Genomic DNA, 25,588 nt, shown 5'->3' on the forward strand with positions numbered 1-25,588 from the left:
AGAATCATTTTCATTACGACGCTTTATAGACTATAATAACCCTGTTTTCTGAAAAAAGATATTAATAACTTAGAATGGATTGCAAAAAGGCAGATGAATCGTATAAGAGATCATCTGCCCTGCATTCATTTATAATATACGTTTTGGTACTTAGGCGTTAAAATGGATTGTGGCTAAGCATTTTTTCCATATCCTTAGCCGGGATAGGTGGACTGACTAAATAACCTTGCATCTCATCGCATTGTAAACGTTGTAAGAGCAAAAGTTGTTCCTCTTTCTCGACACCTTCAGCGATGACTTGCAGCTGTAGACTCTGTGCCATCGAGATAATTGCTTTTACAATTGCAACGTCTTCCGGACTATTGTCAATATTATGTATAAAAGATCGATCAATCTTCAGATAATCGATTGGCATTTTTCTCAATGAACCAAGTGAACTATATCCGGTTCCAAAATCATCCATACTAATTTTTACACCAATTTCTTTTAAACCCTCTAATACTTTATTGGAGTACTCGACATTCATTGCCATACTTTCCGTGATTTCAAGATTTAGTAAGGAAGGCTCAAAATTCTCGTCCTCCAGCGTCTCTGAAACCCATTTTATAATATCAAGTTGTTTGAACTGCAAAGGAGACAGGTTAACAGACATTTTAATAGGAACTAACTGTTCACACCATTTTTTCCCCTGTCTAACGGCTGTTTGCAACACCCAATTTCCAATAGGGACAATTAACCCCGATTCTTCCGCCTGCGGAATAAAATCGTTTGGCTGAATGAGGCCTCTTTCCGGGTGATTCCAACGAACCAATGCCTCTACACCAATGATTATTCGAGTTTCAATATCGATCCTAGGCTGATAGTAAACAACAAATTCGTTACGCTCCAATGCCATTCGCAACTCATTCTCTACTTGTAAACGCTGCGAGTTTTTCAAATCATTTCCCGGTTTGAAAAATGCAAAGCCATTTCTCCCATGCTCTTTGGCTTCATACATCGCTGTGTCCGCATTTTTGATGAGCGTTTCTTGATCTGCCCCATCCCTCGGGTACATCGATAATCCGATACTTGTCGTAATGAAAACTTCGTGCTCCTCTAGATAAAAAGGGCGGGTCAAGGAATGGATGATTGTTTTAGCGGCATACTCTGCTTCTGTTTCAGTTACATTTTTCAAAATAACGGTAAACTCATCTCCACCGTTTCGAGAAACGACATTGTCGTTTTGCAAGCACTTTTGTAATCTTTCCGCCACATTGCATAACAGTAAATCGCCGAATGTATGCCCCATGGAATCATTAATCACTTTAAAATGATCCAAATCTAAAAAAATGATAGCCACCTTTTCCAGTTGTTTTTCCGCATCTTTCAATGTCGCTGAAAGTTGCTCATTAAAAAATCGCCGATTGGGTAAACCCGTCAAGGGGTCTTGGTAAGCCAGTTCTCTAATGGTTTCTTCCGTCTTTTTATGTTCCGTTATATCACGCGCATAGACAGTAAAGACAGATGCCCCTTCTTTTTTGATTTTAGTGATCGTTATCTCAACTGGAAATTCCTCTCCATTTCGCCGTACACCACTAATCTCAATTCGTTCATCCATGCGTACTTGTCCATCGTTTAGGGTGAGCAGTCTAGCAATAGTATCCGATGTATGTAGAAAGAGCGTCCTTTCCATATTCTTTCCGATTAAATCATTCCGGGAAAAACCAAATGTACGGATCACCGCCGGATTGCATTCCATAATTGTTCCATCTTGATCGATGATAATGACACAATCTAACACCGATTCAAGAATGGCCCCTTTAAAGGCAATTTCTTCACTTAATCGTTGATCTAAAACAAATGAAGTAATCAAAACAAAACCGAGGATGACAACCGCACTGATTGCGACAGAGATGACCAGTGCATTCGTATCGATCAGGGCGGCTTCTCCAATACCTTGATCATCAGCCGTAAACGTTGAGGCAGCCATTCCCGTATAATGCATGCCTGTAATTGCCACACCCATGATGATCCCACTAATCATTTTTGCTTTGTTGCCGATGCCTGTTTGATTTTCACGAAATTGGAATGCCAACATAAGCGCAATTGTGGATGCCCCGATTGCGATCAAAATGGAAAGTATAAAGAGGAATGGCTGGTAGTGGATATGGAAGCCTTTCATCGCAGCCATTCCGATATAGTGCATCCCGCTGATGCCTAATCCCATAAATGTACCACCAATGATTAATTTCTTAGTGCTCACATTCGGTTGACAAATGAAATACAGTCCATTCAAAGAAGCGACAATCGCAACAATGATGGAAAGAATCACAATGGTTACATCATAGGTAATCGGAAGGGGCAATTGAAAAGCCAACATTCCAATAAAGTGCATCGACCAAATGCCGATACCCATTGCAGCTGACCCGCTTAACAGCCATAATTTTCTTTGCCACCCTTCCGAAAAGTTCACTCTTCTCGCTATATCAAGCGCTGTCAGAGCAGCCATAAATGCAATGACAAATGAGAGCACTACTAAAGAAATGTCATGAGTTCCATGCATATGCTGCACGAATCATCCCTCCCCCTCTGTAAGGGCTCCATAAGCCCATTGAGTTGGCTGTGTATCAAAAGCCGTAATACATCAAAAAGAAAATGCATCACACATAGCTCTCTCACAACCAATACTATTGAACCAACTTCTCCTCTTCACTATTAATAGTCAAATTGTACCATCAAACTTCTGTTATTTCCATATTTTTTAAAAATTTAAACTCCTAATAGTGTTGGTTGTGTTTTGCCTTCTCTATTAATGGAATAATCATGCAAAATACCAGGGGGCAATACAATTCAAAATTGCTTTGCCCCCTGGAACTTTTATAAAAGTATGAGTTCTTCTTAGCACTATAGCATTTCCCACCGTTTTCTTTTTAGTGCAATCCAACCAACGTAAATGATTGGCAATATCGAGGTAAAGAGAACGATTCCATTCCAACCGCTCACCTCCCAGAGTGGACTTAGCAATGTACTTCCTGCTGCCACACCTACATAATAAGATACAAGATATAAACTTGAAGCACTCCCTTTGTGATGCTGCGCTTCACTACTCACTGAAGCAGCCGTCAGCGAATGTGCAGTAAAAAAGCCTAAACAAGTGAAACAAAGTCCAATAATCACGACCACAATCGACTCACCCATCGTTAACAAAATCCCAAGCGCTAAAACAAAGATACCGGTCACTCTGACTTTTGAAAGTCCGAATTTACCTGCAAGCCAACCTGCTAGCGGTGAACCAACGACTCCAAAACCATATGCATAGAAAGTATAAGAAACTGTTTCAAGAGAGAGTAAAAACGGAGGCGTAGTTAAATAAAACGGTAAATATGTCCAAATTCCAGTAAAAGACAATTGCAAAACGATACCCAGACCAAAAGCGACCATTAAAGAAGGATTTCTCAAATGGAATAAAAACCCTTCGATATCCTTCCTAAAACTTGTATTGGAAGGTTTGAAATTTCGAGATGATGGCAATGTAAGTAATAGCAAGAAAAAAACGATTGCCCCGCCGGCTGCTAGAACATAAAAGGCAGATTCCCATGAAGATTGTTCAGTGATATAGCCCGTCAACACACGTCCGATCATTCCACCCAAGGCATTACTTGAAATATAAAGAGCTGTCGCAATACTCGCAAATTGCTTATGTATTTCCTCACTTATGTACGCCAGGGCTGCTGCCGGGACGCCAGCAAGCGCAAATCCTTGGATAAACCTCAAGATAATGATCAAAAGAAAATAATCGGTGAGCGTCATCAATAAGAATGGAATCAGAGAACCGATCAAAGACAGTTTGATATAAAGTGAACGGCCGTTCCGATCTGAGAAGAAACCAAGCACAATAAGTCCAATAATAAGCCCGATTGTCGTCATTGACAAAGATAAACTCGCATACGCAACAGGAATATCAAACTCCTCCGTAAAAACAGGGAGTAACGGTTGCACAGCGTACATCGAAGCAAAAATAAAAATCGAACCCAAGCCAAGAGAAATAATGATTTTCCAAAATTGTAAATCCTTTATTTTATAACCTTCATGAGCCAAGATACCACGTCCAGTCGTTAATCGTTTTTCAAAAACATTCTCTTTTCATTAACATTCAACGTTCCCTTATTTATTATTTGTCCATCATTTCCTTACTTTTACGTTAAATAATAGTGTGTATGAAACCTTTTACACAGTATACCGTTTTCGTATTATTCGCTATTTTGTATTTATTACAGAATCTATTGCCTTTATTATCCTTTCTAGTACAATACTAGGAGCGAGTTAATATTACAACTTTTTCAATATGAGGTAATATTCTTTCATATTTAATATTACCCCATATTGAGGGTTTGGAGGGAAATTAAATGTTTTCATCAACGTGGAACCGGTTGTGGGAATTGCATGATCAAGTAAAAGACTTATTCCGTTTTTTCATCAACCCGAGTTCTTCTAAAATGGCAACAAAAGGGGAGAATGGGCAATCCGCTAAAGAAGAAAAGGGAGGCGGTGGACAAAATCCCCGCAGTTATACAACTGCTCAATTGATAGGCCTTTTCTTAGGACCGGTCTTATTCATTTTAACATTACTTTTCTTTAATCCAGACGGACTCTCCCCTGAAGCAAAGGGCGTATTAGCTAGTACAATTTGGGTAGCAACTTGGTGGATTACGGAAGCCATTCCGATTCCGGTCACTTCATTACTACCGCTTGTATTGTTTCCCTTATCGAATGGTCTTGATATAAAAACCGCAGCATCTTCGTATGGTGACGAGACAATTTTCCTTTTCATGGGCGGATTTATCATCGCCCTAGCGATGGAAAAATGGAATTTACATCGACGGATTGCGCTCTCCATCATCTCCGCTGTCGGCACGAACATGGATCGGATCATCCTCGGTTTTATGATTGCAACAGGCTTTCTTTCGATGTGGATTTCCAATACCGCAACAGCCATGATGATGATACCAATTGGACTAGCCATCATTACACAAGTAGCTGATGGATTAAAAGGGGATCCGAGTATCGATACATCTCCTAAAGGCTTTGCGTTTGGAAAAGCCCTTATGCTCGGAATCGCTTACTCCGCTTCACTCGGAGGGATTGCAACGTTAATCGGAACACCACCAAATACATTACTTGCTGGTGCCATTAATAAAATGTATGGAATTGAATTGTCATTCGCCAAATGGATGCTATTCGGTGTACCGTTTGCTTGGGTATTCATCTTCTTTACGTGGTTCTACCTCGTCAAGTTTGCATTCCCGTCAAAATTGAAAACGCTGCCAGGTGGACGTGCAGTGATTGATCATCAAAAAGCGGAGTTAGGATCTGCGTCAACAGAAGAAAAGCTTGTTTTTATAGTCTTCCTTTTAGCAGCGTTTTCATGGATCACCCGCTCATTTTTACTAGAGAAATTTATCGATGGACTGAGCGATGGTCTGATTGCAATGGTTTTCGCAATCGTACTATTTATCATTCCTTCTTCCAATCAAACAGGAACACGATTGATGGATTGGAATACTGCAGTGAAATTGCCATGGGGAATCCTACTTCTATTTGGTGGGGGGCTTGCCATCGCTTCCGGTTTCGTAAGTACAGGACTTTCCGAATGGGTCGGTTCACGACTGATGGGACTGCAGGGCGTCAGCGTTATCGTTATGATTCTCCTCGTTTCGGCACTTGTTCTAGTCTTGACGGAAATCACGTCTAATACTGCGACTGCATCGATGATGTATCCAATCATGGCGTCACTCGCTGTTGCACTTGGCATTCATCCATATGCGCTCATGATCGCTGCTGGCGTTTCTGCATCATGTGCGTTCATGCTGCCCGTTGCAACACCTCCGAATGCTGTTGTCTTCGGATCAGGTTATTTACGCATTACCGATATGATGAAAGCCGGTTTCGCCCTGAATGTCTTTGGAATCATATTGGTAACATTGTCCATTTACTATTTGCTTCCACTTTTCTGGGGCATCGATTTGAACATCGTTCCAGACGTTTTCAAATAACAACAGTAAAAGAGCCAGGTACCCCATTCGAAATTCGATGGGACCTGGCCTATTTCAATCTTTTTCTGCCATGGCAATTTCTTTCGTTGCATGAACAGTTCCAAATGGATGATGAGGCGGTGCATAGATTGCGTAAAGCTTGAGCGGAACATTCCCTGTGTTGATCACATTGTGCCATGTCCCGGCTGGCACCATAATGGCAAAATCATCCGTGACTTGTCTTTCATAAGTTAACTGATCCTTACGCGGCCCCATTTGAACGACTCCCTGCCCTTGTTCGATTCGTAGAAATTGATCATTATCAGGGTGTACTTCCAATCCGATATCATCGCCTACATTGATGCTCATCAAGGTCACTTGCAAATGAGGACCCGTCCATAAAGCGGTTCGATACGTATTGTTTTGCTTTGCGGCTTCATTAATATTCACTGCAAACGGTTGTGGACCGTAATCTTTTATCGAAATCGGATCAGTCGACCCGAAATTATAACGAGGGGCTGTGTTCATCCCATTCATCCCTTGCGAAAAAGCCCCATAAGCTGGCGGTCTTGCAAATTCATGTCTTGGCATATCCATATAATGAGGACAGTGAACCGGGTACATACAAGGCACAAAATACATCATTTCAATCCCTTCACCGAGTTATACAAATATCCTATGCGTTCAGCTCTTGAAATGTACGTTCATCCAAGTTCTCTTAATGAACGGGACTAGGTACCTAGACAAAAATGAGGTGAAATCCTTCAGGAATGAATGGATTTCACCTCTATGAAATGGTTATTGATTCAAATCATAAATCTGCCCTTTTATCAAATAAGCTGCGCTTTCGGCAATGTTGGTAATGTGGTCGGCGGTACGTTCAAGGTAACGATTAATGAATAATAATTGGACGAGTTGTGTTGTGTCTTCTGGATGTGTCCGTAAAAACTCAGTGATCTTTTTATAGGTTTCCGCATAGAGATTATCGACTTGATCGTCCAAATCCGCAACTTCCTTAGCAAGTACCATGTTGCCATTAATAAATGCAGATACCGCCTTTTTAAGCATATTCAGGGAAATCTCTTTCATTTGCTCAAGATCTGTAATATTAATCAGCGATTCGGTTATTCCGATTTTAGCCGTTGATTTCGCAATATTGACTGCAAAATCAGCAATCCGTTCGATATCGGAAGTAATTTTTAAGGATGCAATGATTCTTCGTAGATCTGTTGCAAATGGTTGCTCTTTTGCGATCAGCCACACAGCAAATTGGTTAATTTCCTGATCAAGATTATCGATTACGGAGTCTTCATCAATGACTCTTAAAGCCAATTCAACATCTTGTGTTTTGAAAGCCGTGAAAGCTTTCTCAAATGCAGCTACGGTCAGTTCGTTCATCTCGTTCATTTTGTTCTGCAATTCTTGCAAGTTCTTGTCAAAGTTTTTCCTAACGTTCACCAAAGTCACCCCTTCATTTAAATCTGCAACATCTGTGGGCCTACAGGATGTAGGTCATGCAACCGTTGCCAATCGAACAGCGGAGGGTTCGATTTGTCGTATTTCTGCGTCCTTTGCAGAAATTAAGGCATTTTCTAGGACGCGGCGCATTTAGGTTGCCTTCCTTTAACAAGGAGGAATTGAACTTCATTCCTCCTTGTTAACCGAATCGGCCCGTAACATAATCTTCCGTTCTTTGGTCTTTCGGATTTGAAAAGACGTTATTTGTCACATCATATTCAATAATCTCACCATTTAGAAAGAAAGCTGTTTTATCGGACACGCGGGCAGCCTGCTGCATATTGTGTGTTACGATTACAATTGTATAGTCTTTTTTCAATTGTGCAATCAATTCTTCCACTTTTAATGTGGAAATTGGATCCAGTGCCGAAGTCGGCTCATCCATCAGAATCACGTCCGGCTTCATCGCAATGGCACGGGCAATACAAACCCTTTGTTGCTGACCGCCTGATAGACCGAGTGCTGATGATTTGAGACGGTCTTTCACTTCATCCCAAATTGCCGCACCACGCAAGCTTTCCTCCACAACTTCATTCAAGATTTTCTTGTTTTTAATGCCTTGAGCCCGAGGTCCATATGCTACATTATCGTAGATGCTCATCGGGAATAAATTCGGCTTTTGGAATACCATTCCAACTCTTGTACGAAGTTTAATGACATCAGTCGATTTGTAAATATCTTCGTTATCGATGACAATATTCCCATTGATTTTGACGCCATCGATCAGATCGTTCATCCGATTTAGCGTTCGTAGAAAAGTCGACTTTCCGCAACCCGACGGCCCGATCAACGCCGTCACTCCCTTTTCTTGAATATCTAGTGACACATCAAATAATGCCTGTTTATCTCCATAAAATAGACTCAGATCTTTTACACGAATCTTTGCTGTTTGCTCTAACTGTTTCATAAGTGACAAATACTCCTCCTTCGCTTCTATGTCTTACTCCATTTGTAAAAATTAATAGTCCGCTTTATTCAATTTCTTGGATAGATACGTTGCGGAGAAGTTTAAAAGTAAAATAATGATGATCAACACGATACCGATCGCCGCTGCCAGTTCAATATCCCCTGCCTCCTGTGTCACTAAATAGGAATGGACCGTTAATGTCCGCGCAGAAGAGAAAATGCTTGAAGGCATCGCGGCAACCGTTCCGGCCGTTAAAAATATTGCAGCCGATTCACCGACAATTCGTCCCATGGAAAGAATGATGCCGGATAATATGCCAGGCATCGAGCTTGGCAAAATGACTTTCAGCAATGTTTGAAGCTTCGTTGTCCCTAAAGCTAAAGAGCCTTCACGATACGCCTGAGGCACCGTCTTCAATGCCTCTTCTGTAGTTCGGATAACGACAGGTAAAACAATAATAGTCAACGTTAATGAGGCAGCGATGATGGACATACCAAGCTTTAACGTCGTTACAAAGAATACCGCACCGAATAACCCATAGATGATCGACGGAATGCCTGTTAAGCTTTCTGTCGCAAAACGGATTGTCCGTACAAGCCGGCCTTGCTTCGCATACTCTTGCAGATAGACAGCAGCCAAAATGCCGATTGGTGTGGCAATTACCAATGAAATGATGATTGTATAGATGGTCGTCACAATCATCGGCCAAATGCCCCCGCCGCCTGTCGGTGAATAATCGCCAAAGATGAACTCGAAATTAATAAGACGGAATCCCTTATAGAAAATATAGCCTACAATTAGCAAAAGAATCGCAACCGTTACGAAAGCGGAAAACCATAACAGTCCGCGCAACAAGTTATCCTTAAAACTTCTCATCTTATTTAGCACCTCCAGCACTGATCTTTGCCAACACAAAATTCAAAATCAAGATAAAGGAGAACAACACAATACCTGTTGCAAATAACATTTCTTGATGCACTCCTGCCGCATAGCCCATTTCCAAAGCGATATTGGTTGTTAGTGGACGGACACTGTCTGTCAGACTTGTAGGCGTGATCAAACTGTTTCCTGCCACCAAAATGACCGCCATCGTTTCCCCAATCGCTCTCCCTAAACCTAAAACAATAGCAGCCATAATACCGGACTTCGCTGCCGGTACAATCACTTTAAAAATGGTGCCGATTTCAGAAGCACCGAGTGCCAAAGAACCTTCGCGATACGTTTTCGGAACCGCACGGATCGCCGTTTCAGCTACCGTCACAATGGTCGGAAGCATCATAATTGCCAAAACCAAAATGACTGCCAATAAGCTTTGCCCTTTCACTAGGCCGAGATTGTCTTGCAAAAACGGCACGATAATCGCCAGTCCAAAAACCCCATACAGAACAGACGGAATCCCCGCAAGCAACTGCACAGCCGGCGAAATGAATTTTGCAACCCGTTTCGGTGCAATTTCAGATAAGAAGATGGCTGTAAATAACCCAATCGGCACTCCGATAATCAATGCTCCAATTGTCGCGTACAGAGAAGCGACAATCATCGGGAAGATCCCGAATTTATCCTCACTCGGTACCCAATCCACTCCGAAGATGAAGTCGAAAAAGCTATATCCCTCTGCGATAAATGGATGGGAACCTCTATAAAATACAAAACCGACGATCAACAACAAACTGAACACAGATAGCAGTGCACAGAATAAGAAAAGCTTGGATGATAAACTTTCCAATAAATATTTTCGTTTATTCGATTTACCGTTACCTAGGTTGTGCTTTTCAATAGGTGGACTTGTCATGGCTACATTCCTCCAAGATTGCTTTTACAAGATAGACGTTAGACTCGATCAATTAACGGGAATCGCACCCGTTTCAGAAACAACTACTTGCCCTTCTGGACTTAAGATGTAGTCGATGAATTGTTGTCCGGCCTCCGTTAGGTTTTCTTCTTTATTCACGAACAAGAACGGACGTGACAGTTTATATTTTTGCTGCAGCACATGCTCTGCTGTCGCCTTGACTCCATCAATGTCAATCGTTGAAATGGAATCATCGATATATTCAAAGGAAATGAAACCGACTGCATGCTTGTTCATGGCAACCGTCGTTTTAATATTTCCGTTTCCACTTGCGATAATGGCACTTCTCACGAGCTCACCGGATGAGTAGTCCACGATTTCTTGGAAGGCATCACGCGAACCAGAGCCATCCTCCCGAGAAACAACTACAATCTCCAGATCTTCACCGCCAAGCTCTTTCCAGTTGGTCACCTCGCCGGTGAATATTTTCTTCACTTGTTCCAATGTGAGATCTTTCACTTTGTTCGTCGGATGCGTGACGACTACAATACCGTCGTAAGCGATGATCACTTCATTCAATCCGCTATCGATCTCTTCCTGTTTCAAATCACGAGAAGACATCCCGATTTCAGATACACCATTTATGGCATTTGTGATTCCAGCGGAAGATCCGATCTGGTTAATCTCTATTTTGACATCGTTGTTCTCTTCATAGTTAAATGCTAATTTTTCAGCTAAAGGTCCTACGGAAGTAGACCCGGAAATCGCGATGGTAGCAACATGATCACTTGAGGTTCCGCTACCTCCTTCGGCATTGTTGCCGCATGCAGTGAGTATGACGGCTAAGGAAATCATCAATAATCCTTTCGCTACATTCCTTTTAAATTTCATAGCTTTACCTCCAACATGATTTATTGGCTCTTTGTAAAGAATAATGTCGAATTGTAAATTTTGATAAGCTTTATTGTAAAGGTTTTGTAAATTCTATTTACAGAATCTGAATTATACGATATAAGTATCTTTTGAATATTCGAAAATTATGTCCAAACAGCTATCTGAAGCCTTTTTGCGCTAACGTAAAAAATTGAGATCACTTTATTCAATTTCCCCTTTTTAAAGACTCTGTAAACGAATTAGGAAAAGATAAAAAATAAAAACGCACAGAGAAATGATCTTATCTTCTCCGTGCGTTTATTTTGGATGATTCATCAACTGGAACAAGTATGATTAAGACTTATTCGACAGCCCTAATTCCTTAAGTACTCTGCTATTTCGATAGGGCGATTTTTATATGGGCTAAGTGATGCTCTTCATGCCATGCTAATTTTGCAATCTTTGTGGCAACAGTAATTTCCCCATTTTCCTGATGGACAAAAGTCCGATCCAATTGCTCTTCCGTTAAACTCTGACCTAAATATACGATGCGCTCATTTAAACCTTCCAATAATTTTATAGAAATTTCAACGGGCAGCTCTGTATCCGGTTGAATGGCCCACTTTTCTTCGTCAAAAGCTGGTACTCTAGGATTCTCATCTGTTAAAGCCAGCTTCAAACGTTGATACATGTTCAACTGGGAGTCAGCGATATGATGAACGAGTTGGCGAACTGTCCAGCTACCCTCACGATAAGTTTTGCTTAATTCTTCCTCACTTAATGAGCCGACAGTTTCTCTTAATCGACTAGTGTAAGTTTCGATTTGCTTTAACCATTCTTGTACACTTTCCAAGGTTACTTTTTCCGGAACTTGTAATTTACCTATTGGGTATCTGACATCCATTTTCCATCCTCTTTTCCCTATTTTTATTTTGTTCTATTTTGGTATCAACATTAAATATACAGAATTATTCAGTTATTGTAAAACTTCGGCATCAGACACTGCCTAACGCTTCTATTTCTGCCGTAATGGCTTTACTGCCTACCCTTAGCTTTGTGACACACTCTCTCATGTTGCCGCGTGAAATTTGAGCTGCTGGTGCTCCAATTGCTAATGCAGCAATCACTTCCGCATTGCAGAAAACTGGTACAGCTACACAACGGATGCCGATGCTTAGTTCTTCATCATCAAACGCATAGCCATCTTCTTGAATAGCCTTTAAATGATAACGAAAGAGTTGTGAATCTTGGAACGTATTTTGGGTTGCAGGCTCCATCGACATTTTATCCAATATCGAAGCTGTCTTTCCTTCATCAAAATGAGCCAAAATTACTTTCCCTAAAGCAGTTTGATGCAACTTGGTACGATTGCCTACTTCTTCGTCTGCCGTATGCTGGAAAGGAGCATGTAACACTTGCGTCATAACAAGATTGGTACCATCCACTTTTCCCAAATAGGTACTCATTTGCAAATGTTGTGCCGCTTGATAGATGGATTGTAAGGATGCCCAATCCCTGATTGAACGCCTTTCCGCTATTTCAATAAAATTCTTCGGATTGAAGAAATATTGCGTTTGAATTTTATAAATGTAATTCATATCTTCTAATGTCGTTAACAGTCAAAAAGCTGTAGATTTACTTAACTGAAATTCCTTCATCACTTCCGCTAAAGTGATCCCTCGACTTTGTTTGATAAATTCCAGCACAAGAAGCCCTCTTTTTAATGTAGATACTTGATTTTGGGACATTTGATCACCCACTTTTCTGACTAGTGTACGTGCTCTATCCTTTTTATACACAATAATCCGGCTGAGTTCCATTAAATGAAACTTTACTCAAGAAACTTGGATTTCCAATGTTTAGAAATTATGCTTAAGTTAATCAATCTTTAGGAGGAGAGAATATGAATTATACAAAGTTAAAGAAATCCAATTTTGAAGTCTCTACAATTGGCTTAGGGACAAATACGGTTGGCGGCCATAATTTATTCCAAAACGTAAATGAGCGGGATGGGAAGGACTTCGTTAGAGAAGCTTTGAATCTTGGGGTAACATTTATTGATACAGCTGACATTTATGGTCTTGGCCGTTCCGAGGAGTTAGTTGGAGAAGTATTAAAAGAATTTAATCGTGATGATCTTGTCATTGCCACGAAGGGATCACAAAACTTTACGAATTTAGACGATGTGAAAACAGATAATCGTCCGGAATATTTAAGAGAAGCAGTGGAAAAGAGTTTACAAAGGCTACAACTGGACTATGTTGACTTGTATTATTTACACTTCCCTGATAACGTCACGCCATTTGCCGAATCCATTGGTGAATTAGCGCGTTTAAAAGAGGAAGGTAAAATCCGTTCGATTGGGATTTCGAATGTATCTCTCGAACAATTGAAGGAAGCGAATGTTCATGGTGACATTTCAGTCCTGCAATCTCCTTATAGCATGTTGGATCGATCAGCCGAAGAGGCATTATTGCCCTATACAATTGAAAATGAAATTTCCTTTATTCCATATGGACCATTGGCATTTGGATTACTCGGCGGAGGATTCACCAAAGAATCTAAATTGGAGGCAGGAGATTGGCGTCAGTCCGTTCCATTATTCCAAGGTGAACAATTTATCCAAACGCTTGATAAAGTAGAGCAATTAAAGGAATTTGCCGTAAGTAAAGAGACGACTTTACCTAATTTAGCATTGGCATGGTTGCTTGCTCAAAAAGGTGTAGATGCAGTCATCCCAGGTGGAAAACGAAAAGAACGCATCCGTGAAAATGTGCAAGCGAGCGACATTCGATTTACTAGAGAAGAATTGAGTCTAATCGATGATATTCTGAATAAATAATAAAACGTGAGAGGGTTGTCCCATTAATGGGACCGCCCTTCATCACCGTCAGGATTACTGTTAACGTCACTATTCGCATGGTAGATTATTTGCACAACACCGGAAGAGAATGTTTTTGTGTTAACCATTTTTAAGTTTAACCGCTGTTTTATATCTTTAAATAACGGTTTTCCTTCTCCTAAAACAACAGGGTGTACTGATAATCTAAATTCATCTACAAGCCCTAAATTTATAAAAGTTGTAATAAGATCTGCTCCACCGTATAACCAGATATCCTTACCGGGTTTGTTCTTTAATTTATTTACTTCTTCAGAAATATTTTCATTTATAAATATTGCTGTATGATCAGTTCTTTTTTGCGTTCTAGAAAATACATATTTCTCTTTACTATGAACTAATTCCCACAACTCTTTTTCATCATCAGTATCTTCCATTTTTGGCGTATATTGTCCCCATAAATCATAGCTTTTTCTTCCATACAAAATAGTATCAATTTGATTTAGGAAATGAGTAAATCCCATCTCGGAGTCCATGACGCACCAATCAATTTCTCCATTTTCACCTTCAATAAAACCATCTAAAGTAACTGCTAAATCCAAAATTATTTTTCTTGGTCTTACGTTATTGGACATAATTTCGCCTCCTTAGTCGTTTCACCATATGGTCCGACTGCTGAACAAAATTAAAATTCTTTTAATCAAGGAATGTCATGAAATTTTTTTATATGTTACTCTTCCTGAAATATTTCCGGGTATCTTCACGTATTTGTTTGGGCAAGGTACGCTCAAGCTCTTCATTTAACCATGCAAGTGTTTGACCCCTTAAATAATTACGCATTTTTTCTTCCGCTTCGAGCATAACTAAATTGATGGTGCAAAAGGAGGGAGCTGAACAGCAGCCTTCTCGATACAAATAACCATTATCTTTTATATTTTTACATTGAAAAATAGGTTTTGGACCTTCAACGGCTTCCACTACATCCCAAAAGGAAATATCTTCTGGAGATTTAGCAAGTTTATAACCACCCTTAACTCCTGGAATGGAACTTACAATACCAGCCTTAGATAATTTACCGAAAACTTTTGAAAGAAATGTCTCGGAAAGTCCTTGGAATTCTGCCAAATCTTTGATCCCGACACTTTCCTCTGAAGGTGCATCAATTAAATAAACCAGACAATGTAAAGCATATTCAACTCCGACACTATATTGCATAAAACTCACCTGCCTTTTTTAAAGATTTTCAAATTGTATCTTAGGTGTATTTAGAGTCTTAGTCAAATAAAAGATTTTTGGTAAACCATATTTTCTTGACAAAAATAATTATAATTTATATCATAGACAATGTTAATCGTCGATTGAATTAGTCCCCAATCGGAACCTGTTTAGGAGGAAATAAGTCGGAACAATGAATGGAACTACAAAATAATCAAACTAATAGAGGTGGAACAATGAATATTTTACAGTTAATGGCTCATCCTGATTGCAACAATCAAAAAAGAACAGCAAACCGTTTAGCAGATGTTGGATTAAAAACTTTACAAGAAAAATTAAATGGTCAAGGAACAATCGAAGTATTAAATGTTTACGATCCCAATAATTTTATCCCGCAAGTTACTGCTGACACTTTAAATTTTACTGATCCTAAAGAAATGTCTGCTGAACGATTAAAAAATCATGAAGCACAATATAAATTAATTAAACAATGGAAGTCAGCAAATTATATTTATATTTACATGCCTTTGCATAATTGGAATGTGCCTGCAAAGTTTAAAGACTATCTGGATAATATTCTAACGGCAAGAGAAACATTCAAATACACTGAAACTGGTTCAGTTGGATTAATGTCAGACGAAACTACCAAGGTCACATTTATCCTCACGAGTGGAAGTGAATACGATACTAATTACCGATATGTAAATTTAGATTTTGCGCCACAATATATGCGCGGAGTACTGCACATGATGGGAATTAACCAAATGAAATTAATACGTGCTCAAGGCCTAGACATGCTTACTAACGACAAAGAAGAAATCATAAAATCAACTGAAAAAGAATTAGTAGGTTATATTAACTCACAATCTTTCTAAACTAGAAATTCAGCGACCTTTTGAATTAAAGGGAAAGGTATAAAAATACAGAGTTAACTAAGATTTTTAAGGAGGTAATTAAAGATGAAACAAAGAATTGATTATTATAACGTTGCACCAGAAGCACTTAACATTATGATGGAAATGGAAAAGTATGCAAAAACTACAGGTATAGACCGCAAGCTTCGAGAACTGATTAAAATTCGGGCATCTCAAATCAATGGCTGTGCATATTGTATTGACATGCATACAGCTGATGCTAGAAAGATGAAAGAAACGGAACAGCGCCTATATTGTATTAGTGCTTGGAAAGAGTGTACATTTTACACGGATGCTGAAAAGGTAGCTCTTGAGTTGACGGAGTACGTAACTCTTATCCCGACAAAACGTGTGCCAGACGAACTTTATCAACGTGTACGTGAACATTATGACGAGAGACAATATGTTGACCTCGTTCTAATCATTAATCAAATCAACAGTTGGAATAGAATTTCGATCGCAATGGGAAATACAGCCACTGAAAGGTGATGTATAAGGTTCCTATAACGAATGTAAATTTCACCATGAAAAAAGCCGATGTTTCCTAAGCAAAGGAATCATCGGCATATTATATTTTCTTATGTTGTTGTAATAGACCGCCCAGTGTCTACTTTTTATATTCCTTTTTCCTCTACCGTATGTTGTTTTCTCCAAAAGAAAGTTAACACAACCCCGACAAAGAGTACGACAGTGGCAAAATAGTAAGGAAAATTTATATCGATATCAAATAAGATTCCACCGAGAATAGGTCCGCTAATGTTCGCTAAACTTGTAAACATCGAGTTCATGCCACCTGCGAACCCTTGCTCATTTCCCGCAACATTCGAAAGATACGACGTAACAGCTGGCCGGAATAAATCGAACCCGACAAAAACGATAAACGTAACAAGTAAAATCGTGAAATAGGAATGTACAACCGTCATAAGAAAAACAAGTATTCCCGATAAAATCAAGCTGTAGCGAATAAGCTTAATTTCACCCCAAATTCTAGTTAGCCTATCAAAAAGCAACACTTGTGCAGCTGCACCAAAAATGGCACCTCCTGTAATCACAATGGCAATATCGGTTGGGGTAAATTGAAATTTATGATCCACAAATAGGCTAAAAAACGATTCAAAAGCCGCCAAACCAAATGAAGCAATAAAAATCAACATAAACGCGATGAAATATTTCGGTTCAAAAACACGTCTGAACCCTTTCTGCGTTTCTGAAGTTTGCTCATTCGACTGTGCTACACGTTCTGGCTCTGTTATAAAAATAATTGTCAGGATTGCGGCTACTGTACCAAGCACCCCCGCAAAGTAGAAGGGCATGCGCGTACCAAATTCCGCTAAAAATCCACCGATCCCCGGCCCAATGATAAAGCCTGTACTAATGGCAGCTGACATATAGCCGAGGGCTTTGGGACGATTTTTTGAAGTTGTAATATCCGCAATATAAGCCGTTACAGCTGGCATAATGAACGCCGCACTGACTCCGCCTAATGTACGCGAAATGAATAACACCCATAGCTCTTTACCCATCCCAAATAAAAATTCCGAAAACCCGAAAATAAATAGGCCGATGACCAACATCACTTTTCTGCCTATCTTATCGACCGCTTTTCCTGCAAATGGTGAAAAAATCAATTGTGCAATTGCGAATGCCGCTGTTAAATATCCAATCGTCTTTCCATCGATCCCTAGTTCATTCATCAACGTTGGTAAGACTGGAATGACGAGACCAATGCCCAAGAACGCTATAAATAAATTGAATAATAATAATCCTAACGTCAGATTATAAGATCGCATTTTTACGTACTCCTTAAACACAAAAGTGTATTCGTTTAATTACTTTACAGATACTATCGTAGTGTATATAGTAACTATATAGTCAAGGGGCTGATGTGAAAAGTGCATGAAAAAAATGTTAAATATTTAACGACAGGTGAATTTGCAAAGCTTTGCAAAGTGAATAAACAGACCCTTTTTTATTATGACCAAATTGGTCTGTTATCTCCTCTATTTAAAAACGAAAAAGGCTACCGTTTTTATTCCATCAACCAAATCGATCTGTTCTATGTCATCGACCTATTAAAAACGCTTGGAATGTCCCTACATGACATTCAACAATACACACAAAATAAATCGCCAGAAAGTTTTCTAACGTTAATGTATCAGCAAAAGGACGAGATTATAAAAATGCGTCAGGAAATTGAAATGAAGGAAAAACTGATTGACACAAAAATTGCGTTAGTCGAAGAATCCCTACAAATAGACTTTGACCAAATCACGCTCCAACATTTACCGGAAGCTATGCTTTACCTAAGCAGAAACATTGAAAATATGTCCGATGACGAATTTGTAGAGGTCGTTTCGGAATTTATTGGTGAAATAAACGAAGCAAAGTTGGATACAGGTTACCCGATTGGTGGAATAACGAAACGTGAACAAGTCTTAAAGGGGGAGTATTCCAACTACAGCTTTTTATATATCGAGCAACCACAACCAAAGGAAGGTTATCCGTACTTTCAGGCAGTAAAGGGGGATTTTCTCATTGGGTATCATATCGGAGAAGATCAAACCATACACCATACATACGAGAGGCTTTTTGCAGAGCTGGAACGTTTGGATTTAACCTTAGGGAATTATGTCTTTGAAGAATATATCTATGATACGGTCGTAAAAAATGACAATGAACAATATGTTACTAAAATTATGATGCAGGTTGTTAGAAATGATTAACAATAGCATAAATGAGCCTGGGCGTTCAACCAGGCTTTTTGTTCAGACAAGAACTTAATGGATCTGCGTTCCTTATCCGCTACTTAGCTACCGAATTAACTGCCTTAACTCTTCAGTCATTTCCTCAACTAACTCGGGTCTCCCATGAAACTGAGCAGGGGTGTTTTGAAATAACTCAATACGCCAGCCATGATCCTTTTTCACTGCAACTAGTGTTTGATGGGCATTTACGGCGGGCTCAATATCTGATTTTCCAGGTGGAATCATTCCCGCTATTGCGTGTAAAATTGCAGCATCATTTCCTAGAGGTCGTATATCCTTCACTTTTGTTACAAAAGGGGCAGTAGGATGTTCTTCAAAGATGGGCTTAACGTGCAAAAAAATTTCTTCTTGCCCAATTACCTTACTGCCATCAAATCCAATTTGGACTCCGTGTTCTGCAAATTGTTCTGACATTCCCTTTGCGTCACGTCTATTCCACGCATCAATTAGTTGTTGATAAAGATTTTGAACTTCATTCTGAAATGGAGCAGTCATATTCTATTCCTCCTCGTAAATTGTGATTAGCCCTTGTATAAACTGCTGCTTTTGCACCTTATGAGTATTCATTCAAAAAACACACTTGGATATTCCACAATTCCTGAAATCTTCTCAAGTGCATTTTCACGTAATTCCATTGCCATCAATGCCTCATCTGGTACTTCGAAAGATGCTTTTATTCCCCATATAGATGCTTTTTTGAACCCGAACTTTGGATAATATTCCGGATGTCCTAGGACAATAACCGATTTGTATCCAAGCTCTGTTGCTTTTCGCAATGCTTCCGTAATTAACAGTCTTCCTATACCCTTATTTTGATACTCCGGCAAAACAGATACAGGCGCAAGGGCAATTGACCCTACAATTTGATCTTTATTAGAAATTTTTATCTTGGATAAAAGAATGTGTCCCAATACCCTCTTGCTTTCTTTATCTATCGCTACTAACGATAATTCTGGAATGAATGAGTCGGAATCTCTAATTCGAGATACCAAAATATGTTCTTTTTTATCACTCTGTTCCGCATTAGCGAATGCCCACTTTACTACTTTTTCTGTTACTTCATAATCCTCGACTTCCTCTTGTCTAATCATCAAGTCCATTAATAACAACCTTCCCTTCCTGTAACACTTACAATTTAAAAATAGTAGAACATGATTCAGTGGTTTACCATTTTTCCCTTCCATAAATTCACTATCAAGGTTCCTGTTATTACTTTTTTCTGTGTAAATAAATTTTCATGCATTGGGGTGAGAGCAGGAGCTCGACCAGTTTCGCCTTTTCTCCTTTGGACGGAACCTGTATGGCTTTCATCATATACCGTCACCTCGTATAATTAACGATTACCAAAACCGCCTGTTCCGCTGCCTGAAGTGCCCCTTCAAGATGACCTCCAAATTGCGAACTCGTCTCCGTACTGGCTAAAATAATTTTCTTTTCCCAATCGCCTACTATTGGTAGTTGGCCATAGCTTGGATAATGGGTAAGCGGATCTAAGTCTTCTTCTACCGCAGTTTCAAAATCTTCGGACCAATCTTTGTAGAGGAGAGCATTGACATTTTCAGCCGCGGGGCCAAAGAGCCTCACCAATTGATCCATAACTAATTTTAGAAGCTGATCCTCACCCAGTTCTTGGCGCGAATTTGCCGGAACCCCAAAGAAACCAAATAAGGCACCCGTACCTGTGTCAGAAGAAGCATCATGGATTTCCTGCATAGGCCCAACCCGGCTCGATACGAATCCAGAAAGCCCTGATTCTCTCCAAAAGGGACGATCATAGACTGCAACTGCCTTGGCTTGTCCCGCCATCCACGTAGGTTTGTTTACAAGATTGGTCATAAGATTCGGAGGAAGTGAAGGAGAAAAATGAATATGACGTGCTACAATTCGAGGTGGCAATGCAAGGATAACAGCATCTGCCGAAAAAGATTTTCTTTTTCCATCAGCTTGATTCGTCTCAATCGTGATAGCGTCATCTTTTTCAAGTCGAATTGCCGTAACGCTTGTATTTAGCTCGACAACCCCTGAAGGAATCGTATCTGCTAGCGCATCGATAAGGGACTGCACACCTCCCCTAAAACGCACCGAGATTGCATCGGAGTTTTCTGGATGCCTATAACGCTCCGGCGGTTCATTTTGAAAACGTTCAAAAAGCATTGCCCCTTTGGTGTACTGGTCGAAAGTCCCTACATTCAAGTCTTTCACCAGATTCGTAATCGTGCTCTCATACTGTGGCCAAAACCATGAAGGCCCGAGGTCAAATTTGCCTAGATCAGGTCTGTTTGGAACAGAAGTGCTCAAGACCCTACCGCCAATTCGATCCCTTGCTTCTAGCACCTTACATGTAATCCCCTGTGCAGTCAGTAAAGATGCAGCCCGAAGACCACTTAAACCAGCTCCAACAATGACGATCGTTTTTTTCATGTTCCTTCCTCTTTTCAGCCATTCTTTTATCATTAATGTTTTAGCTCTAAATATTTCTGCCATTCATACATGCTTTCCGCCATATGGTAAGCCATAAACCCTTCATTCTTTAGCTTTTGAGCAGCGATAGCTGAAAAGGCACAATACTTCCCTCTACAATAGGCTATGATTTCTTTATCTTTAGGTAATTGTTGAAGATATAAATCCAACTCTTCCAACGGAACAGAGAGCGCCCCTTCTATATGCCCCGCCTCATACTCCTCTGTCGGTCGCATGTCCATAAGCACAATATTTCCGCCCTTTACCTTTTCATATACTTCCTCTTTCGTTAGTGTATATAACCCTTCCATGTCCTCATAGAAGTCTTCTTTGATCCGGGTCATGTCTGTGAGTCGGCTTTCACCGATATTCCATAAAGTATACAAAAAATCAGCAACTGATGGATCCGCGATTGAATAAATGACATATGTTCCTTTTTTAGTATACTTGACCAGTCTCGAGTCATTGAGAACTTGCAGATGGCGAGAAACATTCGCCATACTCATACCAGTATCCTGCGCCAGTCTTTCAACTGTTTTTGGCCCCTGAGAGAGTATATTTAATAGCTCAAGGCGTTTGTCACTGGATAAACATTTTCCGATTCTGGACAATTGCTTAAACAACTCATCTTTATAATTCTTTGCTGAAGGTGAAAATTCTTCCATACTTATCATCCTCAATATTCAATTAATTAATTGCATAGTTGATGCTACTACAGTTGATGTGAAAGTAACAAGAGACTGATCTCCAGCTCATTAGTTAACAAAGTTTGGTTCCCTTATAGCTTTAAATAGGTAGAAGAGGAGGAAATGACTCCCTCCTCTTTTCCAACTTCACTTAACGAGTTGCATAATTCTATCTGGATCAAATCCCAATACCCATTGGCCGTTTACCTCAGTTTGAGGAACTCCCATTTGACCAGTTTTATTCGCCAAATAGTTCGCAGCAAGTGGTTCCTGTTGGACGTTTACTTCTTTAAACGGAAGTCCATTCTCCGTCAAGAAGTTTGTCATCATCGTACAATACGGACAAGTATTCGTAGTATAAACTGTAATTTGATTCATAAAAAACTCTCCTATTCTGAATAAAGTTTTTGTAACCAAATCCAAAGATATAAAAACACAATTAAACTATTCAATTGGTTAATTGAATAGTTTAATTGTAAATTCTTTTTCTTCAAAAGTCAATGAGTTACTCTTTACCTTGCTACTACTTCTAGTTATCCGTTTATCAATGCCGGTTCTTTTTCCAATTCACGATGCAAGACTTCTCCCATTCGCTGAATCCCGACTCTGATTGTTTCTTTGGACATATTTGAGAAATTCAAACGCAAAGCATTGTTTCGGGTACCATTCGGAAAAAATGGCGCACCTGTTACACAAGCGACATTGTTTTTCAAGCATTCTGTAAATATATGTGATGCATCCATATCCTCCAGAAGTTCCACCCAAATGAATAATCCACCTTCGGGTTTACTATAAGACAACTTCTTCGGGAAAAATTCTTCAATACATGCTAACATCGTTGTGCATCTTTCTTTATAAACCGTTTTGATTTTATCGATATGCGCTTCGATATCGTAAAGTTCCAAATATTTCGCTGTGATTCTTTGAGCAAAACTGTCGGTATGTAAATCGGCTATTTGTTTAAAAGCAACGTACTTGTCTATGAAAGCTTTCTCTGCCACGATCCAGCCAAGACGAAGACCCGGAGTGAAAATTTTAGAGAACGTGCTTAAATAAATCACTCTTCCCTCTATGTCAAAATGCTTAACAGGCGGTAGTTCCTCTCCGGCAAATCGAACCGCTCCGTAAGGATTATCCTCCAAAATGAGCACATCGTATTGATTCGCCAACTCAATCATTCTTTTTCGTCTTTCCAGTTTCAATGTGCGACCTGTGGGATTCTGGAAATCCGGAATCGTATAGATCAATTTTGTGTTCGGATGCGCTTGTAACTTTTTCTCCAACTCTTCCATGACCATGCCATCGTCATCCATCACAACTTCGACGAAATTTGCATCATAGGATTTGAATGCATTAATGGCTGCCAGATAGGTTGGACTTTCACAAATAATCGTATCGCCTGCATCGATCAGTAATCTTCCCGTAAGGTCGATCGCTTGCTGGGACCCTGATGTAATCAGCACATTTTCACTCATTGTGTTAATCCCAACAGCTTTCATTCTTTGACAAATTGCTTCACGTAAAGGTCTATAACCCTCGGTCGTGCTATATTGCAGTGCGGCTGCACCCTCTTCATTCAATACAACATTACAGACATCCCGGAGCGCCTCAATCGGAAACAACTCCGGAGCCGGTAATCCACCTGCAAAAGAGATGATTTCTGGTCTCTCTGTTACTTTCAGTATTTCTCTCGTTTCGGAAGATTTTACCGAACCCGCTCTCGCTGCAAATCTATACTCCATCTAAAAAGCATCTCCTCTTGATAAATAAGTGATCATGCATAAAAATTATTATAAAGGTGCTATCATGACTTGAATAGCACCTTTAATCTTTAATTACTTTCAGCAGGCTTCCATTGTTTATGGATACCAGCCCACATCACAATTGGAATCAGTACCAATGAAAGCATAGCACCGGCAATTGAAAGAGTGGAAAAACTGGATTGGGCTACGATGATTCCGGATAGACCTCCACCAATCGCCCCTGACAAAGCAATTCCGACATCCACAGACCCCTGCGTCTTAGCGCGAGTAGTTGGTAGCGTTGCATCGACCAGGATGGCAGTCCCGCTGATCAATCCAAAATTCCATCCAAGTCCAAGTAAAACTAGTGCTGTAACAAGCACTGCCATCGAATCAGCTGGCCCCAAAGCTGCTAAAAAGCCTGCAGCAAGTAGCGTAATGGCAGAAGCAATCACCATTGCGGAACGGCCGATTTTATCAACTAGCATCCCTGTTACCAATGAAGGCAAGAACATCGCACCGATATGAAATCCAATGACAATTCCAACTGCATTCAAACCAAACCCATGATGTCCCATATGGATGGGGGTCATCGTCATAATGGAAGTCATCACAAATTGAGTAATCACCATAACGGAAGCGCCTGCAAAAATACCTCGTCGCTTATCGATCATTGACAAATCAGCGTTTTCCTCTAAAGGTAAACGACCGGATGATCGCTGAGCATCCGCGATTGCTTTTGCCACAATAAATGGATCTGGCCTAAGCAAAAAGAAGAGAATCAAACCAGCAAGTGTATAAGCAGCAGCAGCCAATATAAAAGGTCCCGCTAAAGCCGGAATGCCTAAGGACATTGCAAAGTTGCCCATTACATCCACTAAGTTCGGACCCGCAACCGCACCGAATGTAGTGGATACCATCGCTATACTGACAGCCTTTGCCCTTTGTTTGGAGCTGGCCAAGTCTGTTCCTGCATAGCGTGCTTGCAAGTTTGTCGCAGTTCCAGCCCCATAGATTAATAGCGAAAGGAATAACAGCAAAATGCTATTGGTCACTGCCGCAATGATGACGCCAATGGCACCAAGCCCTCCAGCCAAAAATCCAGTCGTCAGTCCGGTACGACGTCCAAACCGCTGAGATAGCCGCCCCACAAGTAATGCAGCCCCTGCCGACCCCAAAGTAAACAATGCGGTTGGAAGCCCCGTTACACTATCCGTACCCAGCATATCCCGGGCAAGAAGCGCCCCCACTGTGATGCCTGCTGCCAGTCCAGCCCCTCCAAAAATTTGGGAGATGACAACAACGAGTAACGTCCTCTTATAAAGTTGTTGCTGTTTTTCCGGAGAGTTAATGAAGGATTGAGTATCTGCCTTACGTCCACGATGTTGTGACACGATTAAAACGACCTTTCTAGCATGTTGATTTTATTTTCTATATCTTCTAACTAGATTCAAAATATCTTAACATATACAAAAAAGCCATACAACATTATATTTGTATGGCAAACAATTTTTTATCTTCTATAATCTATTTACTACAACTTCTAGCTCATTTACTATGCCACACTATAAATTTTCACTTCAGGATCAGCACTTAATAATGGTTTAAGACTCACAAAAACATCCTGATTAAACAATTCACTATTTAGATAAGCTTCTACATCCTCAACCCGATAGAATCCATGAAGGACTTGTACATCTTCATCTCTAATCAGAAGTTCCTTGGATACGGCACCTTGAATTTGCGTCAGAAATGGTTCGCGATAATCTGCGTATACCTTGGCTGCTGCTGGACGGTTTGCTTCATTAATCACCATAGTAATTTCTAAATATGCTTTTGCATTCATTTAATGAGCCTCCTTTTAAT

The 25,588-nt window shown here is 40.1% G+C and carries 27 protein-coding genes; 5 read left to right on the forward strand and 22 right to left on the reverse strand.

The genetic code is table 11. From position 1 onward, the window contains the following. Positions 1–157: 157 nt before the first annotated feature. Both ACFPRA_RS24385 and ACFPRA_RS24390 read right to left on the reverse strand, forming a co-directional pair. The gene (locus ACFPRA_RS24385; protein ID WP_381440776.1) at positions 158–2,542 is read right to left on the reverse strand and encodes an EAL domain-containing protein; all 2,385 of its coding nucleotides are present in this window, start codon (positions 2,540–2,542) and stop codon (positions 158–160) included. 341 nt (positions 2,543–2,883) lie between these two features. Further along, positions 2,884–4,077, reverse strand: coding sequence for an MFS transporter (locus ACFPRA_RS24390; protein ID WP_381440586.1), 1,194 nt, complete (start codon positions 4,075–4,077; stop codon positions 2,884–2,886). Positions 4,078–4,385: 308 nt separating this feature from the next. On the opposite strand from ACFPRA_RS24390, the gene ACFPRA_RS24395 reads away from it, so the two are divergent. Further along, positions 4,386–6,032, forward strand: a complete 1,647-nt coding sequence (locus tag ACFPRA_RS24395) for an SLC13 family permease (RefSeq protein ID WP_381440589.1) — start codon at positions 4,386–4,388, stop codon at positions 6,030–6,032. A gap of 54 nt (positions 6,033–6,086) precedes the next feature. On the opposite strand, the gene ACFPRA_RS24400 is transcribed toward ACFPRA_RS24395, so the two are convergent. From ACFPRA_RS24400 to ACFPRA_RS24440, 9 genes are all read right to left on the reverse strand, one after another. Next, positions 6,087–6,653 carry a cupin domain-containing protein gene (locus tag ACFPRA_RS24400; protein ID WP_381440778.1) on the reverse strand — a complete coding sequence of 189 codons (567 nt, stop codon included), beginning with the start codon at positions 6,651–6,653 and terminating at the stop codon, positions 6,087–6,089. A 156-nt stretch (positions 6,654–6,809) separates the two neighbouring features. Continuing rightward, complete coding sequence (gene phoU / locus ACFPRA_RS24405) at positions 6,810–7,469, reverse strand: phosphate signaling complex protein PhoU (protein ID WP_381440591.1); 660 nt, start codon at positions 7,467–7,469, stop codon at positions 6,810–6,812. 199 nt (positions 7,470–7,668) lie between these two features. Next, positions 7,669–8,436 (reverse strand): phosphate ABC transporter ATP-binding protein PstB, encoded by a 768-nt coding sequence (gene pstB, locus ACFPRA_RS24410; protein ID WP_381440594.1) that lies wholly within the window; start codon positions 8,434–8,436, stop codon positions 7,669–7,671. A gap of 51 nt (positions 8,437–8,487) precedes the next feature. Continuing rightward, positions 8,488–9,312: a phosphate ABC transporter permease PstA gene (gene pstA / locus ACFPRA_RS24415; RefSeq protein ID WP_381440596.1), complete on the reverse strand. Its 825-nt coding sequence runs from the start codon at positions 9,310–9,312 to the stop codon at positions 8,488–8,490. A 1-nt stretch (position 9,313) separates the two neighbouring features. After that, positions 9,314–10,228 (reverse strand): phosphate ABC transporter permease subunit PstC, encoded by a 915-nt coding sequence (gene pstC, locus ACFPRA_RS24420; RefSeq protein WP_381440599.1) that lies wholly within the window; start codon positions 10,226–10,228, stop codon positions 9,314–9,316. 48 nt (positions 10,229–10,276) lie between these two features. Next, positions 10,277–11,119: a phosphate ABC transporter substrate-binding protein gene (locus tag ACFPRA_RS24425; RefSeq protein ID WP_381440602.1), complete on the reverse strand. Its 843-nt coding sequence runs from the start codon at positions 11,117–11,119 to the stop codon at positions 10,277–10,279. A 376-nt stretch (positions 11,120–11,495) separates the two neighbouring features. Beyond that, positions 11,496–12,005: a YfiT family bacillithiol transferase gene (locus ACFPRA_RS24430; protein ID WP_381440605.1), complete on the reverse strand. Its 510-nt coding sequence runs from the start codon at positions 12,003–12,005 to the stop codon at positions 11,496–11,498. A 91-nt stretch (positions 12,006–12,096) separates the two neighbouring features. Further along, the gene (locus ACFPRA_RS24435) at positions 12,097–12,699 is read right to left on the reverse strand and encodes an IclR family transcriptional regulator domain-containing protein (RefSeq protein ID WP_381440607.1); all 603 of its coding nucleotides are present in this window, start codon (positions 12,697–12,699) and stop codon (positions 12,097–12,099) included. A gap of 21 nt (positions 12,700–12,720) precedes the next feature. Further along, positions 12,721–12,849: a helix-turn-helix domain-containing protein gene (locus ACFPRA_RS24440; protein WP_381440609.1), complete on the reverse strand. Its 129-nt coding sequence runs from the start codon at positions 12,847–12,849 to the stop codon at positions 12,721–12,723. 155 nt (positions 12,850–13,004) lie between these two features. On the opposite strand from ACFPRA_RS24440, the gene ACFPRA_RS24445 reads away from it, so the two are divergent. Beyond that, complete coding sequence (locus ACFPRA_RS24445) at positions 13,005–13,943, forward strand: aldo/keto reductase (RefSeq protein ID WP_381440612.1); 939 nt, start codon at positions 13,005–13,007, stop codon at positions 13,941–13,943. A 23-nt stretch (positions 13,944–13,966) separates the two neighbouring features. Here the strand turns inward: ACFPRA_RS24445 and ACFPRA_RS24450 are convergent, their stop codons facing one another. Further along, on the reverse strand, positions 13,967–14,575 hold the full coding sequence (locus ACFPRA_RS24450) for a dihydrofolate reductase family protein (protein WP_381440614.1): 609 nt from the start codon (positions 14,573–14,575) through the stop codon (positions 13,967–13,969). 88 nt (positions 14,576–14,663) lie between these two features. Then, positions 14,664–15,155, reverse strand: coding sequence for an RrF2 family transcriptional regulator (locus tag ACFPRA_RS24455; protein ID WP_381440616.1), 492 nt, complete (start codon positions 15,153–15,155; stop codon positions 14,664–14,666). 236 nt (positions 15,156–15,391) lie between these two features. Here ACFPRA_RS24455 and ACFPRA_RS24460 point away from each other — a divergent pair, with 236 nt between their 5' ends. Next, positions 15,392–16,030 carry an NAD(P)H-dependent oxidoreductase gene (locus tag ACFPRA_RS24460; protein ID WP_381440619.1) on the forward strand — a complete coding sequence of 213 codons (639 nt, stop codon included), beginning with the start codon at positions 15,392–15,394 and terminating at the stop codon, positions 16,028–16,030. A gap of 84 nt (positions 16,031–16,114) precedes the next feature. Then, positions 16,115–16,558: a carboxymuconolactone decarboxylase family protein gene (locus ACFPRA_RS24465; protein ID WP_381440622.1), complete on the forward strand. Its 444-nt coding sequence runs from the start codon at positions 16,115–16,117 to the stop codon at positions 16,556–16,558. 125 nt (positions 16,559–16,683) lie between these two features. Here the strand turns inward: ACFPRA_RS24465 and norA are convergent, their stop codons facing one another. Continuing rightward, positions 16,684–17,859, reverse strand: coding sequence for a multidrug efflux MFS transporter NorA (gene norA / locus ACFPRA_RS24470; RefSeq protein WP_381440624.1), 1,176 nt, complete (start codon positions 17,857–17,859; stop codon positions 16,684–16,686). A gap of 102 nt (positions 17,860–17,961) precedes the next feature. Between norA and ACFPRA_RS24475 the strand changes: the two genes are divergently transcribed. Further along, a complete protein-coding gene (locus tag ACFPRA_RS24475; RefSeq protein WP_381440626.1) occupies positions 17,962–18,792 on the forward strand; it encodes a MerR family transcriptional regulator in 831 nt (276 codons plus the stop codon). 87 nt (positions 18,793–18,879) lie between these two features. Here ACFPRA_RS24475 and ACFPRA_RS24480 read toward each other — a convergent pair whose 3' ends face one another. The 8 genes from ACFPRA_RS24480 to ACFPRA_RS24515 form a co-directional block, all read right to left on the reverse strand. Continuing rightward, positions 18,880–19,329: an SgcJ/EcaC family oxidoreductase gene (locus ACFPRA_RS24480; protein WP_381440629.1), complete on the reverse strand. Its 450-nt coding sequence runs from the start codon at positions 19,327–19,329 to the stop codon at positions 18,880–18,882. 68 nt (positions 19,330–19,397) lie between these two features. Next, positions 19,398–19,934 (reverse strand): GNAT family N-acetyltransferase, encoded by a 537-nt coding sequence (locus tag ACFPRA_RS24485; protein WP_381440631.1) that lies wholly within the window; start codon positions 19,932–19,934, stop codon positions 19,398–19,400. Between the two features lie 220 nt (positions 19,935–20,154). After that, positions 20,155–21,255 (reverse strand): flavin monoamine oxidase family protein, encoded by a 1,101-nt coding sequence (locus ACFPRA_RS24490; RefSeq protein ID WP_381440634.1) that lies wholly within the window; start codon positions 21,253–21,255, stop codon positions 20,155–20,157. Between the two features lie 32 nt (positions 21,256–21,287). Further along, complete coding sequence (locus tag ACFPRA_RS24495; RefSeq protein WP_381440636.1) at positions 21,288–21,959, reverse strand: ArsR/SmtB family transcription factor; 672 nt, start codon at positions 21,957–21,959, stop codon at positions 21,288–21,290. 168 nt (positions 21,960–22,127) lie between these two features. Beyond that, on the reverse strand, positions 22,128–22,358 hold the full coding sequence (locus tag ACFPRA_RS24500) for a glutaredoxin family protein (RefSeq protein ID WP_381440639.1): 231 nt from the start codon (positions 22,356–22,358) through the stop codon (positions 22,128–22,130). A 155-nt stretch (positions 22,359–22,513) separates the two neighbouring features. Further along, the gene (locus tag ACFPRA_RS24505) at positions 22,514–23,722 is read right to left on the reverse strand and encodes an aminotransferase-like domain-containing protein (protein WP_381440641.1); all 1,209 of its coding nucleotides are present in this window, start codon (positions 23,720–23,722) and stop codon (positions 22,514–22,516) included. Positions 23,723–23,811: 89 nt separating this feature from the next. Further along, positions 23,812–25,116, reverse strand: coding sequence for an MFS transporter (locus ACFPRA_RS24510; protein WP_381440643.1), 1,305 nt, complete (start codon positions 25,114–25,116; stop codon positions 23,812–23,814). 161 nt (positions 25,117–25,277) lie between these two features. Then, on the reverse strand, positions 25,278–25,568 hold the full coding sequence (locus ACFPRA_RS24515; protein WP_381440646.1) for a hypothetical protein: 291 nt from the start codon (positions 25,566–25,568) through the stop codon (positions 25,278–25,280). Positions 25,569–25,588: the final 20 nt, after the last annotated feature.

It is taken from the genome of Sporosarcina soli, assembly GCF_042655805.1.
In the GTDB taxonomy this organism is placed as follows: Bacteria; Bacillota; Bacilli; order Bacillales_A; family Planococcaceae; genus Sporosarcina; species Sporosarcina soli.

Coding starts and splice junctions, on each gene's coding strand:
- ACFPRA_RS24460 (WP_381440619.1), top strand. CDS start 15,392: ATGAATATTTTACAGTTAATGGCTCATCCTGATTGCAACAATCAAAAA.
- ACFPRA_RS24495 (WP_381440636.1), bottom strand. CDS start 21,959: ATGGAAGAATTTTCACCTTCAGCAAAGAATTATAAAGATGAGTTGTTT.
- pstB (WP_381440594.1), bottom strand. CDS start 8,436: ATGAAACAGTTAGAGCAAACAGCAAAGATTCGTGTAAAAGATCTGAGT.
- ACFPRA_RS24385 (WP_381440776.1), bottom strand. CDS start 2,542: ATGCATGGAACTCATGACATTTCTTTAGTAGTGCTCTCATTTGTCATT.
- ACFPRA_RS24435 (WP_381440607.1), bottom strand. CDS start 12,699: ATGAATTACATTTATAAAATTCAAACGCAATATTTCTTCAATCCGAAG.
- ACFPRA_RS24455 (WP_381440616.1), bottom strand. CDS start 15,155: ATGCAATATAGTGTCGGAGTTGAATATGCTTTACATTGTCTGGTTTAT.
- pstC (WP_381440599.1), bottom strand. CDS start 10,228: ATGACAAGTCCACCTATTGAAAAGCACAACCTAGGTAACGGTAAATCG.
- ACFPRA_RS24430 (WP_381440605.1), bottom strand. CDS start 12,005: ATGGATGTCAGATACCCAATAGGTAAATTACAAGTTCCGGAAAAAGTA.
- norA (WP_381440624.1), bottom strand. CDS start 17,859: ATGCGATCTTATAATCTGACGTTAGGATTATTATTATTCAATTTATTT.
- ACFPRA_RS24485 (WP_381440631.1), bottom strand. CDS start 19,934: ATGGACTTGATGATTAGACAAGAGGAAGTCGAGGATTATGAAGTAACA.
- ACFPRA_RS24425 (WP_381440602.1), bottom strand. CDS start 11,119: ATGAAATTTAAAAGGAATGTAGCGAAAGGATTATTGATGATTTCCTTA.
- ACFPRA_RS24480 (WP_381440629.1), bottom strand. CDS start 19,329: ATGACTGCTCCATTTCAGAATGAAGTTCAAAATCTTTATCAACAACTA.
- pstA (WP_381440596.1), bottom strand. CDS start 9,312: ATGAGAAGTTTTAAGGATAACTTGTTGCGCGGACTGTTATGGTTTTCC.
- ACFPRA_RS24395 (WP_381440589.1), top strand. CDS start 4,386: ATGTTTTCATCAACGTGGAACCGGTTGTGGGAATTGCATGATCAAGTA.
- ACFPRA_RS24440 (WP_381440609.1), bottom strand. CDS start 12,849: ATGTCCCAAAATCAAGTATCTACATTAAAAAGAGGGCTTCTTGTGCTG.
- ACFPRA_RS24445 (WP_381440612.1), top strand. CDS start 13,005: ATGAATTATACAAAGTTAAAGAAATCCAATTTTGAAGTCTCTACAATT.
- ACFPRA_RS24465 (WP_381440622.1), top strand. CDS start 16,115: ATGAAACAAAGAATTGATTATTATAACGTTGCACCAGAAGCACTTAAC.
- ACFPRA_RS24515 (WP_381440646.1), bottom strand. CDS start 25,568: ATGAATGCAAAAGCATATTTAGAAATTACTATGGTGATTAATGAAGCA.
- ACFPRA_RS24450 (WP_381440614.1), bottom strand. CDS start 14,575: ATGTCCAATAACGTAAGACCAAGAAAAATAATTTTGGATTTAGCAGTT.
- ACFPRA_RS24400 (WP_381440778.1), bottom strand. CDS start 6,653: ATGTATTTTGTGCCTTGTATGTACCCGGTTCACTGTCCTCATTATATG.
- ACFPRA_RS24490 (WP_381440634.1), bottom strand. CDS start 21,255: ATGAAAAAAACGATCGTCATTGTTGGAGCTGGTTTAAGTGGTCTTCGG.
- ACFPRA_RS24500 (WP_381440639.1), bottom strand. CDS start 22,358: ATGAATCAAATTACAGTTTATACTACGAATACTTGTCCGTATTGTACG.
- ACFPRA_RS24505 (WP_381440641.1), bottom strand. CDS start 23,722: ATGGAGTATAGATTTGCAGCGAGAGCGGGTTCGGTAAAATCTTCCGAA.